Source organism: Enterobacter cloacae complex sp. 2024EL-00711 (assembly GCF_047529885.1).
GTDB lineage: Bacteria > Pseudomonadota > Gammaproteobacteria > Enterobacterales > Enterobacteriaceae > Enterobacter > Enterobacter ludwigii.
Genome location: NZ_JBLIZC010000012.1, coordinates 1 through 13,796, shown reverse-complemented (window position 1 = coordinate 13,796; position 13,796 = coordinate 1). Strand labels below are relative to the sequence as shown.

14 protein-coding genes and 1 other annotated feature are annotated in these 13,796 nt (G+C 52.6%); of the genes, 6 read left to right on the top strand and 8 right to left on the bottom strand.

Features of this window, described 5'->3' with window-relative positions; genetic code table 11:
• Nucleotides 1-2 precede the first annotated feature (2 nt).
• The 4 genes from ACMVME_RS21480 to ACMVME_RS21465 all read right to left on the bottom strand — a co-directional run bounded on the left by ACMVME_RS21480 (nucleotide 3) and on the right by ACMVME_RS21465 (nucleotide 2,778).
• The gene (locus ACMVME_RS21480) at nucleotides 3-488 is read right to left on the bottom strand and encodes an OmpA family protein (RefSeq protein WP_068795474.1); all 486 of its coding nucleotides are present in this window, start codon (nucleotides 486-488) and stop codon (nucleotides 3-5) included.
• Between the two features lie 12 nt (nucleotides 489-500).
• Entirely contained in the window at nucleotides 501-1,721 is a 1,221-nt protein-coding gene (gene dgcN, locus ACMVME_RS21475; RefSeq protein ID WP_414743495.1) for a diguanylate cyclase DgcN, read from the bottom strand.
• The gene (locus tag ACMVME_RS21470; RefSeq protein ID WP_020883918.1) at nucleotides 1,714-2,202 is read right to left on the bottom strand and encodes a YfiR family protein; all 489 of its coding nucleotides are present in this window, start codon (nucleotides 2,200-2,202) and stop codon (nucleotides 1,714-1,716) included. Before ACMVME_RS21470 ends, dgcN begins: the two co-directional genes overlap by 8 nt.
• A gap of 201 nt (nucleotides 2,203-2,403) precedes the next feature.
• Nucleotides 2,404-2,778: a DUF2799 domain-containing protein gene (locus ACMVME_RS21465; RefSeq protein WP_020883919.1), complete on the bottom strand. Its 375-nt coding sequence runs from the start codon at nucleotides 2,776-2,778 to the stop codon at nucleotides 2,404-2,406.
• Between the two features lie 214 nt (nucleotides 2,779-2,992).
• On the opposite strand from ACMVME_RS21465, the gene aroF reads away from it, so the two are divergent.
• From aroF to ACMVME_RS21450, 3 genes are read left to right on the top strand one after another with little or no spacing between them, the layout of a single operon-like run.
• Nucleotides 2,993-4,063, top strand: coding sequence for a 3-deoxy-7-phosphoheptulonate synthase AroF (gene aroF / locus ACMVME_RS21460; protein WP_032680469.1), 1,071 nt, complete (start codon nucleotides 2,993-2,995; stop codon nucleotides 4,061-4,063).
• Between the two features lie 10 nt (nucleotides 4,064-4,073).
• The gene (gene tyrA, locus ACMVME_RS21455) at nucleotides 4,074-5,195 is read left to right on the top strand and encodes a bifunctional chorismate mutase/prephenate dehydrogenase (RefSeq protein ID WP_068795475.1); all 1,122 of its coding nucleotides are present in this window, start codon (nucleotides 4,074-4,076) and stop codon (nucleotides 5,193-5,195) included.
• Nucleotides 5,196-5,255: 60 nt separating this feature from the next.
• Nucleotides 5,256-6,128, top strand: coding sequence for an SMP-30/gluconolactonase/LRE family protein (locus ACMVME_RS21450; protein WP_014171237.1), 873 nt, complete (start codon nucleotides 5,256-5,258; stop codon nucleotides 6,126-6,128).
• Here ACMVME_RS21450 and pheA read toward each other — a convergent pair.
• From pheA to bamD, 4 genes are all read right to left on the bottom strand, one after another.
• Entirely contained in the window at nucleotides 6,125-7,285 is a 1,161-nt protein-coding gene (gene pheA, locus ACMVME_RS21445) for a bifunctional chorismate mutase/prephenate dehydratase (protein WP_020883922.1), read from the bottom strand. The two genes, ACMVME_RS21450 and pheA, sit on opposite strands and share 4 nt — an antisense overlap.
• 29 nt (nucleotides 7,286-7,314) lie before the next feature.
• Nucleotides 7,315-7,440, bottom strand: a sequence feature (Phe leader region).
• Entirely contained in the window at nucleotides 7,392-7,439 is a 48-nt protein-coding gene (gene pheL, locus ACMVME_RS21440) for a pheA operon leader peptide PheL (protein ID WP_001386991.1), read from the bottom strand. Its footprint overlaps the feature before it by 48 nt.
• 103 nt (nucleotides 7,441-7,543) lie before the next feature.
• Nucleotides 7,544-7,885: a ribosome-associated translation inhibitor RaiA gene (raiA, locus tag ACMVME_RS21435; protein ID WP_003863162.1), complete on the bottom strand. Its 342-nt coding sequence runs from the start codon at nucleotides 7,883-7,885 to the stop codon at nucleotides 7,544-7,546.
• A gap of 267 nt (nucleotides 7,886-8,152) precedes the next feature.
• Nucleotides 8,153-8,890: an outer membrane protein assembly factor BamD gene (gene bamD, locus ACMVME_RS21430; protein ID WP_013098339.1), complete on the bottom strand. Its 738-nt coding sequence runs from the start codon at nucleotides 8,888-8,890 to the stop codon at nucleotides 8,153-8,155.
• A gap of 131 nt (nucleotides 8,891-9,021) precedes the next feature.
• On the opposite strand from bamD, the gene rluD reads away from it, so the two are divergent.
• The 3 genes from rluD to clpB all read left to right on the top strand — a co-directional run bounded on the left by rluD (nucleotide 9,022) and on the right by clpB (nucleotide 13,433).
• Nucleotides 9,022-10,002 carry a 23S rRNA pseudouridine(1911/1915/1917) synthase RluD gene (gene rluD / locus ACMVME_RS21425; protein ID WP_068795476.1) on the top strand — a complete coding sequence of 327 codons (981 nt, stop codon included), beginning with the start codon at nucleotides 9,022-9,024 and terminating at the stop codon, nucleotides 10,000-10,002.
• Complete coding sequence (gene yfiH, locus ACMVME_RS21420) at nucleotides 9,999-10,730, top strand: purine nucleoside phosphorylase YfiH (RefSeq protein WP_020883923.1); 732 nt, start codon at nucleotides 9,999-10,001, stop codon at nucleotides 10,728-10,730. The genes rluD and yfiH overlap by 4 nt, the downstream gene beginning before the upstream one ends.
• 129 nt (nucleotides 10,731-10,859) lie before the next feature.
• Nucleotides 10,860-13,433, top strand: coding sequence for an ATP-dependent chaperone ClpB (gene clpB / locus ACMVME_RS21415; RefSeq protein ID WP_032680474.1), 2,574 nt, complete (start codon nucleotides 10,860-10,862; stop codon nucleotides 13,431-13,433).
• The last annotated feature ends 363 nt before the right edge of the window (nucleotides 13,434-13,796 follow it).

The window sequence follows — 13,796 nt, the reverse complement described above, 5'->3', positions numbered from 1 at the left end:
CCTTATGGCGTGCTGATAACCACCGCAACCCGGCGGTTTTCAGCGCGCCCTTTTGCAGTACTGTTGCTCGCAACAGGGTATTTTTTGCCTAACCCCTGCGTGGTGAGGTTGCTGCGCGGGATATTGGCTCCCTTCGCCCAGGCGTCGGCTACCGCATTTGCACGTTTCAATGACAGCGCTTCGTTGTAGCGATCTTCGCCGTAGTTGTCCGTGTGACCGTCCATACGCGCATGGTTCAGGCCGGTTGCCGCGAGGCGAGAGGCCATGGTCTTGATCTGCGTTTCACTTTCCGCACGCAGCCTGGCGTCATTTTTATCAAACAGGATGGTATCTGACAGGCCAAGAGACCAGTCGCCGTTCAGTTCGTTAAAACCGTAAGACTTCATCGCCGCAATCTGCTCAGGAGTGAACTTGCCTTGCGGCGGTGACTGGCAACCTGCCAGCACGACTGAGGCTAATAACAACGGCGCGAAGTATCGCTTTAACATATCGTTTCCCTTCTAATTTATCGTTTTTGTACGCTGGTTTTTAACCAGGTACATATTGCGGTCGGCTTTCTCCAGTAATGCTTCCACAGAACCATTTTCCCACGCCAGAGCAAAGCCAATACTGAATGACATTGATGCTTTTTGCCCGTTATGCAATTCGAACGGGCGGATAAACTGCTGCGATAAGGCAGCACAAAGATATTGAACCTCAGGCTCTGAATGGACGCCGTACAGCACCATGGCAAACTCGTCGCCGCCAAGGCGGTATGACTGATGGCGCTTATCACCGAACTCGACCATTCTTCTGGCGACTTCAATCAGCACACAGTCTCCTGCCGCGTGTCCCCAGGTGTCATTAATAAACTTAAAATTATCACCGTCGAGGAAGAGCAGGGCCGAGTTTGTTTTTGCTGAGGGGTCATTCATTAATGCCGCGATGCTGTTACGAAACGCCGCACGGTTGGCAAGACCCGTCAGCGGGTCGTGCATGGCGGTGCGTAATAGCTGGGCGTTTTTCGCCTGCAGTTTAAGCTGCCACTCCTCCATTTCATCCAGAAGGCTGTTGAAGTCCTCGCCAAACTGGTGAAATTCTTCAATGCGCCCGTCTTTCACCCGTCGGGAGAAGTTACGGTTAGTGCGTACGTCATGAACGACGTCAGTAATGTTTTGCAGCGCTGTAACCATGCCGTGATGCAAGGATTGCGTAATGGTCAGTGCGACCACCGTCGCAAACAAAATACAGCCGGTGAGAACGGCAAACGACATCCAGATGAAGTGGCTTATCAGGCTGTCACGCGCGGTAAGGCGTATTTCGCCAATCGTTGAGCCGTTATGGAATACAGGCTGGGAAATCGGCTCGGGGAAAAGCCAGCGGCTGACCAGTGCACCCAGGGTGTCGTTGTTATCCGCCGGGTTCCACGACCAGTACGCAAAGCGTTTTTTGTGCACGTTGAGGACTTCAGCCACGGCAAACTGGCCCTGTTTGCCAAGGGCGGCAAGCGTTTCATTGGCTGCCACTGAATCGTTGAACACCAGGGAGGCTTCAAGGCTGTGGCTCATGGTGGCGCCGGTTAATTCGAGATTCTTTTGTGCGTATTGCTTTAATGTCACGACGGAGGCAAAACAGAGGAGCAGCCATATTAATGTCATCGTGATGATGACGCTTATCATGCTGATTCGTCTGAGTGTTCTTTTAAACGTCGGACGTGGCGCTGAAGTGAAATCTTTATCCATGCTGCTTATTCCGTGCGAGCATTAATACATCCGGATTGACTCTCACGCCACTGCGAGTCAGCGCATCCAGATTGACGGAAAACCGGACATGGTTGCGATCAATTATCAGGCAAAAGGCGCTGCCAATAATACATTCCGGATTTTGCTCTGAGATTAATAGCAATGCTCTGCCCTGATACTGACTTATTAATTCACGTTGTTTTACGGGGGATTCCGCCCCGAAATAAATAGCATCACACGTCGCGGACAGGGCTTCCTGATCGTTACGCACAATAACGGGGGTATAAGGTAATTCGCTTTGCCCGTCCTTGCTGGTGAGTGCATGCGTGTAGTGAGAAGAAGCATAAACACAGAGTTTTGGCTGGCCGGAAAGTGACGGCCATCGGGTGTAGCTCACAATACCTGAAACGATCGAACGTACCGATTTATCGGTTTCGGTGAACGTGCCTGCCGCCGCTGCGCCCACCATAAGGAACAGCATTAGCACCAGAGTGAGTCGGAAAAAAGAGATCAAGGATAAATTTCTCACCAGAATCCGCCACTTCGCTCCGGAAATAGATGTCCTTAAGAGTTGTGGGCAGAATACCATTGTTTACCAAAGCCGTCATTATGTCAGAATTTTCCCTGCCTCGACCTAAGCTAAATCCTACACTTTGTTATATTCCGGTGAATAAAAAGAGGCTTAATTAAGTCTGCTGGAGCGCATGCTTTCATCCATGCCTTTTTGCCATGACTCGTGCAGTTTTGCTGCATTTTCAGCAGTATCGCAGCTGGCAGGAAAAGATTTGCCCGCTAATCCCCAGGCGTGGAGAAAACCTTCTTCACACACTTTCTTCTGTCCGTCTGCATATCCCCGGAGATATTCACTACGATCAACATGCGGATCATTAAAATTATCGGCCAGCGTCTGGTTATCTTTAACCGGCAGACCATTCATGGCGTCTTCTTTACCTGCATCAAACCAGCTGGGGCTGGTCCAGTCCGGGTGGAAGGTATAAGGATTGATTTGGCAACCCGATAAAATGAGCGACAACAGCACCAGAGCAATTGAACGCATAGCCATTCTCCTTTTTTCTTCAGCATAGCCTGGTAACGGAAAGAAGGGGTGTAATTTAAAGTTTACGGATATGGCGGCTGATTTTTGCAATAAATTGGCATTCGTAAAGAAAGGTGTACGTATTTTGGATTGAAATCTTTACTTGTTATGATATCGTTGTTTCACCTCTTCGAGGAAAACAACTATCGCAAACGAGCTCTACAGGATCGCAATCATGCAAAAAGACGCGCTGAACAACGTACATATCACTGACGAACAGATTTTGATTACTCCGGATCAACTGAAAGCGGAATTCCCGCTTAGCGTCGCGCAGGAGGCTCAAATTGAGCACTCGCGTCAGACCATTTCAGACATTATCGCTGGCCGCGATCCGCGCCTGCTGGTGGTATGTGGTCCTTGTTCTATTCACGATCCTGAAGCCGCCATTGAGTACGCTCGTCGATTTAAAACATTAGCGGAGGAGGTCAGCGATAGCCTCTATCTGGTAATGCGCGTCTATTTTGAGAAGCCACGTACCACCGTTGGCTGGAAAGGGTTGATTAACGATCCGCACATGGATGGCTCGTTTGATGTGGAAGCAGGGCTGAAAATTGCGCGTCGCCTGCTGGTGGAGCTGGTCAGCATGGGGCTGCCGCTGGCCACTGAAGCGCTGGATCCGAACAGCCCGCAGTACCTGGGCGACCTGTTTAGCTGGTCTGCCATTGGGGCACGCACCACAGAATCACAAACCCACCGCGAGATGGCGTCTGGTCTGTCGATGCCGGTTGGTTTTAAAAACGGTACCGATGGCAGCCTGGCCACCGCAATTAACGCCATGCGTGCCGCGGCAATGCCGCACCGTTTTGTTGGCATTAACCAGGCGGGGCAGGTTTGCCTTCTGCAAACGCAGGGTAACCCGGATGGTCACGTGATCCTGCGCGGTGGTAAAGCACCGAACTACAGCCCGGCAGATGTGGCACAGTGTGAAAAAGAGATGGAGCAGGCGGGACTGCGCCCGGCACTGATGGTAGATTGCAGTCATGGTAATTCGAATAAAGATTACCGTCGTCAGCCTGCGGTTGCGGAATCTGTGGTGGCACAGATAAAAGACGGCAACCGTTCTATTATCGGTCTGATGATTGAGAGCAATATTCATGAAGGCAATCAGTCATCTGAACAACCGCGCAGCGCAATGAAGCACGGCGTATCCGTCACGGATGCCTGCATCAGCTGGGAAACCACCGACGCGCTGCTGCGTGAGATCCATAAAGATGTAAGCGGCCAGCTGGCGACGCGTCTGGCTTAAGAGGGTAGTTATGGTTGCTGAATTGACCGCGTTACGCGATCAAATTGATGAAGTGGATAAGGCGTTGCTGGACCTGCTGGCGCGCCGTATGGCTCTGGTTGCCGAAGTGGGTGAGGTAAAAAGCAAATACGGCCTGCCGATTTACGTCCCGGAGCGTGAGGCATCCATGCTGGCCTCGCGGCGCAAAGAGGCCCAGGCGCTGGGCGTCTCGCCGGATCTGATTGAAGATGTCTTGCGTCGCGTAATGCGGGAATCCTATTCCAGCGAAAACGATAAGGGCTTCAAAACCCTCTGTCCGTCCCTGCGCCCGGTGGTTATTGTGGGTGGTGCGGGCCAGATGGGGCGTCTGTTTGAAAAAATGCTGACGCTTTCTGGTTATCAGGTTCGCATTCTGGAAAAAGAGGACTGGGAACACGCGCCAGCGCTGATGGCCGATGCGGGGATGGTTATCGTCAGCGTGCCTATCCACGTGACGGAGCAGATCATCGGCAAGCTTCCACCGTTGCCGAAAGATTGCATCCTGGTTGACCTTGCATCGGTCAAAAATGGCCCCCTGCAGGCGATGCTGGCGGCGCATACTGGCCCGGTGCTTGGCCTGCACCCGATGTTTGGTCCGGACAGTGGCAGCCTGGCGAAGCAGGTTGTGGTGTACTGCGATGGTCGTCAGCCGGAGGCCTATCAGTGGTTCCTGGAACAGATTCAGGTATGGGGTGCCAGGTTGCACCGGATCAGCGCGGTAGAGCACGATCAGAACATGGCGTTCATTCAGGCGCTGCGCCACTTTGCGACCTTTGCCTACGGTTTGCATCTGGCGGAAGAGAATGTGCAGCTTGAACAGCTGCTGGCGCTCTCTTCACCGATCTATCGCCTGGAACTGGCGATGGTCGGGCGTTTGTTCGCTCAGGATCCACAGCTTTACGCCGACATTATTATGTCCTCTGAGAACAACCTGGCGCTTATCAAACGTTACTACCAGCGGTTTGGTGAAGCGATCACCTTACTGGAGCATGGCGATAAACAGGCGTTTATCGACAGCTTCCGTAAAGTCGAGAACTGGTTTGGCGATTATGCGCAACGTTTTCAGAGTGAGAGCCGCACGCTTTTGCGTCAGGCAAATGACAGTCGCCAGTAATGCGATGATGTATATACTAAAAGCCAGCAATGCTGGCTTTTTTCATTTTGGGGAACTGTTATGGCCGAACCGCAGCCGCTGTTGAATTACACCGGGCATCTGCCCGAATGTCCGACGTGGAGTGCCGAAGAGCATGCGCTCTACTGGGCAGATATTCTGGAGGGGGAGATCCACCGTTATCATCTGCCTACCGCGGAACACACGGTACTCTCTTTCCATGAAGAAGTAGGCTGTTTCGCTCTGCGTGAGCGTGGCGGCTTTATCGTCGCGATGCGCAATGGCATCTGGCTTGCTGACAAGCACGGTCTGCTTCAGCGCAAGGTGTGTGATAACCCCTCTAACCCGCAACTGGCGCGTTTTAATGATGGAGGTACCGATCATCATGGACGGTTCTATGCGGGAACCTTCTGGGGGCCGGGGGATTACAACGGCGCCATGCTGATGCGTATCGATAATGACCTGACGCCGAAAGTGATCCAGTGTGATATTCACGGGCACAACGGTCTGGCATTCAGCCCGGACAAACAGTGGATGTTCACCTCTGACACGCCAAATGGCGTTATCTACCGCACGCCGCTTGATGAGCAAGGTGAGCCGGGGAAACGCGAGATATTCCGCCGCTTTAAAGAGGGGGAGGGCATACCCGACGGTGCTGCGATGGATGAAGAAGGCTGCTACTGGAGCGCAATGTTTGATGGCTGGCGTATTGCGCGCTTTTCACCGCAGGGGGAGCAACTGGAAGAGCATCGCATGCCGGTTCGTTGTCCGACGATGGTCTGCTTTGGCGGCGAGGATATGAAGACCCTGTTTATCACGACCACGCGGGAAAATATGGATGCGGATGAAGTGGCGCAGTATCCGCTCTCCGGCGCCATCTTCACCCTGCCCGTCAGCGTGGCAGGGATGAAGAAAAGCCGCTTTATCGAACGTTAAGCGGGGTCAACCGGCACGACGTTTTCGCTCGGATAGCAGCCAAGCACTTTCATTGAGCGGGTGATTTCACCCAGTTCACGCAGGGCTTTCTGCATGGATGCAGATTCCAGGTTGGCCTGGATATCCAGATAGAACATCTCTTCCCACGGATTACCATGAATCGGGCGAGATTCCAGCTTCGTCATGATCAGGTTGTGGTTACGCAGTACCAGCAGGGCCTCAACCAGCGCACCCGCCTGCTGCCCGGTCGCCATCAGCAGTGTCGTTTTAGCCGGAACCTGCTCAGAGACATTGATGGCTTTACGGGCCAGTACCACGAAGCGGGTGATATTTTGCGTCTGGTTCGCCAGGTTGCGTTCCAGTACCTGCAGCCCATACAGCGCTCCGCCCGCCTCGCTGCCAAGCGCGGCCACCGTCGGGGAATTTGCCTGCATCACTTTTTCCATCGCCGCAGAAGTGCTTTCGGTGTACTCAATTTTCCAGTTCGGATAACGGTTGAGGAACTGACTGCACTGCTGGAACGGTTGTGGGTGACTGTACACCGTCTCGATTTGGCTCAGGTCGGTTGAGCCAGAGACCAGTACGCAGTGATCGATAGGGATGGTCATCTCGCCAACCAGCGACAGCGTAGTGTGCTGCAGAAGATCGTACACGTCGTTAATGGCGCCTGAGCTGGTGTTTTCAATCGGTACGACGGCGTAATCCGCCTGTCCGGTTTCGACCTGATTGAAAATATCAGCAAATTTTGCGCAGCCGCTTTCAATAAACTCTTCGAAATGACGCGCTGCGTACTGGCGCGCGGCAAGGTGAGAGTAAGAGCCTTTAGGGCCGAGGAAGGCGACACGTGCAGAGTGCGGGTTCGTTTTATTCAGATGCTGCTGGAGTAGCGCTTGCTGGGTCAGAACGGAGTCTTCGATGATGAGCTGGAACAAACGGGTGATGTAATGGGCGTCGAGGTGGTGCGCTTTACCAAGCTGAATCAGGCGTTCCAGCAGGTCGCGTTCACGGTCGATATCACGCACCGGCCGATGGGAGTCCAGCTTGGCTTTTCCCACTTCGATGGCGAGTGTGCGACGTTCTGCCAGCAGGGCCAGTAATTTTTCGTCCAGTGCGCTGATTTTCACTCGCAGGTCCAGTAACGGGTTTTCCGGTGTCATAGTGTTGCCTGTCTCGTTTATCGTTATTAATAAAAAAGGCCTCCCGGTGTGGGAGGCCTTGTTGTTCGTCTTCGCATTCTTTATCACACGACGAAACGCCTCCCAATCAGGGGAAGGTAAAAAAGAATGCGAAGAAAAACGGTGTGTGTTTCATGAAATCATCCTGTCGTTGATACCGTTAAAGTACCCGTACTGTTTTCACGCTGTCAATAAAAAACGCGCCCGAAGGCGCGTTGGCGGTAAACTCAATTTAAAGGATTACTCTTCTTCAACTTCTTCCGCGAAGCTGGCGTCTTTCACCGACGTTGCGGCGCGACGGGCTTCACCTTTGTGTTGCACTTTATTGAGCTGCCGTTCCAGCTTGTTGATCAAATCGTTAATAGCGGTGTACATATCCTCATGTTTTGCGCTGGCGACCAGATGGCCGTTTGGAGTATTGATAGTTGCGTCAGCGATGAAACCTTGCGGCTCCTTGGACAGGATGATATGTGGATTAATCAAATGTGTTTGCCATTTATCCAGTTTGGCGAGACGGTCTGCGACGTGTTGGCGGATTGCCGGAGTAATTTCCATTTGTTTACTGGTAATGTTCATTGTCATAAATTTTACCTCTTGTCTTTCCGTCTTGGTGATTCCAGCATACCTGTCCTAATGTCAAAATGTGTGATTTAGATCACGTTATTTTGTCGGTTTTTGTCAGGGAGTGTTTTTTGTGAGGCAGGGCAGGAAGAGGTGATATTTACCTTGTGGAAGGCCCGATTTGCGGTCATAGTTGATAGGATGTGTTGAGGCTAAACCGCTTCAGCTGATCTCTGAACGCATAAAAAAACGGCAGCCCGAAGGCTGCCGTTTTGCTTTGAGGCAATATCAGGTGTTGCTGCTGTTCGCGGCGATGATTTTCGCCACTTTGTCAGCCTGTGCGGTCATCTGCATCTGACGGTAAGCATTTTCCATCAGCTTCAGGCCATCACGCGTTGCCTGTGTATCCGGATAATCACGCAGCATACCTTCTACACGATTAACCACGGCAACCCATGCGCCACGGCGGGTATAGTATTCCGCAACAGAGTATTCGTATTTCGCCAGACGATCTTTCAGGAACACCAGACGTTTGGTCGCGTCAGTGACGTACTGGCTGTTCGGGTAGCCGCGCACCAGTTTGGAGAAGTCGTTGAAAGCATCACGCGCATGCTGCGGGTCACGGTCAGAGCGATCCACACCGAAGAAACCTTGCAGGGCACTGTCGTCCAGCGCCATGTTGGTAAGACCGCGCATGTACATGACGTAATCGATGTTAGGATGAGTCGGGTTCAGACGCATGAAACGATCGATGGTTGCCTGAGCCAGCGGCAGATCGGCATTTTTATAGTAGGCATAGATGAGATCTAACTGTACCTGCTGCGAATACGGACCAAATGGATAGCGATTATCCAACGCTTCCAGTTGCGTTATCGCCTGTTTCCAGTTACCGTCCTGCAACTTTTGTTGTGCAGTCGCATAGATTTCATTCGGCGGATTGTCAGGGACCTGTTCATTTGAACCGGAGCAGCCCACCAAAGCCAGGCTCAACGTGGCCGCTGCCACCAGATATTTCATGCGCGTCATGACGTTTTGACTTTCCTCAAATGTTTGTCCGGGAGAAACTCTGTTCCTGCTCCCGATTAAGACCAGCTACAATAGCACACTATATTAAACGGCAAAGCCGTAAAACCCAACGTTAAACGAAGAAGCAGTTTATGGCACAACGAGTAGAACTCACCGCAACAGTCTCCGAAAATCAGCTCGGTCAACGCTTAGATCAGGCTTTGGCCGAATTGTTCCCTGATTATTCGCGTTCACGCATAAAAGAATGGATCCTTGACCAGCGCGTGCTGGTAAACGGCAAGATCTGGGACAAACCAAAAGAGAAAGTGTTAGGTGGGGAAACCGTCGCCATCAATGCTGAAATCGAAGAGGATATCCGCTTCGAGCCGCAGGATATCCCGCTGAACATCGTCTATGAAGATGATGACATCCTGGTGATCAACAAGCCACGTGACCTGGTTGTTCATCCGGGCGCGGGGAACCCTGATGGCACGGTGCTTAACGCACTTCTCCATTATTACCCGCCTATCGTGGATGTTCCGCGCGCCGGCATCGTTCACCGTCTGGATAAAGACACCACGGGTCTGATGGTGGTGGCAAAGACCGTTCCAGCTCAGACACGTCTGGTGGAATCTCTGCAGCTGCGTGAAATCACCCGCGAATATGAAGCGGTGGCCATTGGTCATATGACCGCTGGCGGTACGGTGGAAGAACCTATCAGCCGTCACCCAACCAAACGTACCCATATGTCGGTGCACCCGATGGGTAAGCCAGCGGTGACGCACTACCGCATTATGGAACATTTCCGCATTCATACGCGTCTGCGTCTGCGTCTGGAAACCGGTCGTACTCACCAGATCCGTGTTCATATGGCGCACATTACCCATCCGCTGGTGGGCGATCAGGTCTACGGTGGTCGTCCGCGTCCGCCAAAAGGTGCATCGGATGAGTTCATTAGCGTACTGCGTAAGTTTGATCGCCAGGCGCTGCACGCAACGATGCTGCGTCTTTACCATCCTATCACCGGTATTCAGATGGAATGGCACGCGCCGATCCCACAGGATATGGTCGACCTTATTGACGCCATGCGTGTTGATTTTGAAGAACATAAAGATCAAGTGGACTGGTTATGACCAAACTGATTGTCCCGGAGTGGCCACTGCCTGAGGGCGTGGCTGCCTGCAGTTCAACCCGTATCGGCGGTGTGAGCCAGGGCGCGTGGGAATCTTTGAATCTCGGCGCACACTGTGGTGACAACCTGGAGCACGTTGAAGAAAACCGCAAACGCCTGTTTGCTGCCGGGAATTTACCGTCGAAACCGGTCTGGCTGGAACAGGTTCACGGTAAAACGGTACTGCCGTTAACGGGCGAACCCTATGCGTCTAAACGGGCCGATGCGTCTTACAGTGATACCCCGGGAACGGTATGTGCGGTAATGACTGCCGATTGCCTGCCGGTTCTGTTCTGTAACCGTGCCGGTACCGAGGTGGCAGCAGCGCATGCGGGCTGGCGTGGTCTGTGTGAAGGTGTGCTCGAAGAGACCGTCGCCTGCTTTAAAGATGACCCTGCGAATATCATGGCCTGGCTCGGCCCGGCCATTGGTCCTCGTGCGTTTGAAGTGGGACCCGAGGTCCGCGAAGCCTTTATGGAGAAAGATCTGCAAGCCGCGGATGCTTTCCTTCCTGCCGGTGAAAAATATCTGGCCGATATTTACCTGTTAGCCCGCCAGCGCCTGAATAATGTCGGCGTGACGCAGATCTTCGGCGGCGATCGCTGTACCTTCACCGAAAAGGGTGATTTTTTCTCTTATCGCCGCGACAAGACGACAGGTCGTATGGCAAGTTTTATTTGGCTGATATAACCTAAAGAATCAAGACGATCCGGAACGTGCCGTTTTCTTTTCACATAATTCAGGTCATTAACCTTGAATAATTGAGGGATGACCTCATTTAATCTCCAGTAGCAAATTTGACCTGTTATGGGAGGAGTTATGCGTCTGGATCGTCTTACTAATAAATTCCAGCTTGCTCTCGCCGATGCCCAGTCCCTTGCACTGGGGCACGACAACCAATTCATCGAACCTCTTCATTTAATGAGCGCCTTGTTGAATCAGGAAGGGGGATCGGTACGTCCGTTATTAACGTCTGCCGGCATTAATGCTGGCCAGTTACGCACCGCCATCGATCAGGCCCTGAGCCGTTTACCCCAGGTAGAAGGTACCGGTGGCGACGTTCAGCCGTCTCAGGATCTGGTGCGTGTGCTGAATCTTTGCGACAAGCTGGCGCAAAAACGTGGGGACAACTTTATTTCGTCAGAACTTTTCGTTCTGGCGGCACTTGAATCACGCGGTACCTTGACCGACCTGCTGAAATCTGCCGGCGCAACCACCGCCAATGTGACTCAGGCGATTGAGAAAATGCGCGGAGGTGAAAGCGTGAACGATCAGGGAGCCGAAGACCAACGTCAGGCTTTGAAAAAATTTACGGTCGACCTGACCGAGCGTGCCGAGCAGGGCAAGCTTGACCCGGTGATCGGCCGTGATGAAGAGATTCGCCGTACTATCCAGGTACTGCAGCGTCGTACCAAAAACAACCCGGTGCTGATTGGTGAGCCGGGGGTCGGTAAAACCGCCATCGTCGAAGGTCTGGCGCAGCGCATTGTGAACGGTGAAGTGCCGGAAGGGCTGAAAGGTCGTCGTGTACTGGCGCTCGACATGGGTGCGCTGGTGGCCGGGGCGAAATACCGCGGTGAGTTCGAAGAGCGTCTGAAAGGCGTGCTTAACGACCTGGCGAAACAGGAAGGCAACGTCATCCTGTTTATTGACGAACTGCACACCATGGTCGGCGCGGGTAAAGCGGACGGCGCGATGGATGCCGGTAACATGCTGAAACCAGCCCTGGCTCGTGGGGAGCTTCACTGCGTAGGGGCTACCACGCTGGATGAGTACCGTCAGTATATCGAAAAAGATGCTGCGCTGGAGCGTCGTTTCCAGAAAGTGTTTGTTGCTGAGCCAAGCGTTGAAGATACCATCGCGATTTTGCGTGGGCTGAAAGAACGTTATGAACTGCACCACCATGTGCAGATTACTGACCCGGCGATTGTTGCAGCGGCCACGCTTTCGCATCGTTATATCGCTGACCGTCAATTGCCCGATAAAGCAATCGACCTTATTGATGAAGCGGCCTCGAGCATTCGTATGCAGATTGACTCGAAACCGGAAGAGCTGGACAGGCTTGACCGTCGCATCATCCAGCTCAAACTGGAACAGCAGGCACTGAAGAAAGAGTCTGATGAAGCCAGTAAGAAACGGCTGGATATGCTCAACGAAGAACTGGACGATAAAGAGCGTCAGTACTCTGAGCTGGAAGAAGAGTGGAAAGCGGAGAAAGCATCACTCTCGGGTACTCAGACAATTAAAGCTGAACTGGAACAGGCGAAAATTGCCATTGAGCAAGCGCGTCGTGTGGGTGACCTGGCGCGAATGTCTGAACTGCAGTACGGCAAAATTCCTGAGCTTGAGAAACAGCTTGAGATCGCCACGCAATCGGAAGGCAAAACGATGCGTCTGTTACGAAACAAAGTAACGGATGAGGAGATCGCTGAAGTGCTGGCTCGCTGGACCGGTATTCCGGTTGCGCGCATGATGGAAAGCGAACGCGACAAACTGCTGCGCATGGAGCAGGATCTGCATCAGCGCGTGATTGGTCAGAACGAGGCGGTTGAAGCGGTCTCTAATGCCATTCGCCGTAGCCGTGCAGGGTTGTCTGATCCTAATCGTCCAATCGGTTCGTTCCTGTTCCTGGGGCCTACGGGGGTCGGTAAAACCGAACTGTGTAAGGCGCTGGCTAACTTCATGTTTGACAGCGATGACGCGATGGTCCGTATCGATATGTCCGAGTTTATGGAGAAACACTCCGTTTCGCGACTGGTTGGTGCGCCTCCAGGATATGTGGGTTATGAAGAAGGTGGCTACCTGACAGAAGCGGTGCGCCGTCGTCCTTATTCCGTCATCCTGCTGGATGAAGTGGAAAAAGCGCATCCGGATGTGTTCAACATTCTGCTGCAGGTTCTTGACGATGGACGGCTGACTGACGGCCAGGGGAGAACGGTCGACTTCCGTAACACGGTAGTGATCATGACCTCGAACCTGGGTTCCGATTTGATTCAGGAACGTTTCGGTGAACTGGACTACGGCCATATGAAGGATCTGGTGATGGGCGTGGTAAGCCATAGCTTCCGTCCAGAGTTCATTAACCGTATTGATGAAGTGGTAGTGTTCCATCCTTTGGGTGAGAAACATATTGCGTCGATTGCGCAGATTCAGCTGCAGCGTCTGTATAAACGTCTGGAAGAGCGTGGATATGAAATTCACATCTCCGATGATGCGCTGAAGCTCTTGAGCGCAAATGGGTACGATCCGGTTTATGGGGCGCGTCCGCTGAAACGCGCAATTCAGCAACAGATCGAAAACCCACTGGCGCAGCAGATACTCTCCGGGGAGCTGATTCCGGGCAAAGTTATCCGTCTGGAAGCCAACGACGACAAAATTGTGGCAGTGCAGTAAGTCACAAAACGCAAAAACGGGCCGCTTGCGGCTCGTTTTTGTTTAAAAACCAGGCCAGAATTGAGGTCTGGGATGCAAATTGCCTGGAAAGTGAGCAGTCAGTAAATAATTTTCACTTTATCCTTGCAGCTTCAGAATTACCCCCTATAATGCGCCTCCACTGACACGGAACAACGGCACACACGCCGCCGGGTCAGCAGAGATGAGCGAAAATAAATGCTTGACTCTGAAGCGGGAAAGCGTAATATGCACACCCCGCGCCGCAGCGAAAACGAAGCGGCACTGTTCTTTAACAATTTATCAGACAATCTGTGTGGGCACTCAAAGTGACATGGATTCTTAATGTCTTCGGACACTAAATGA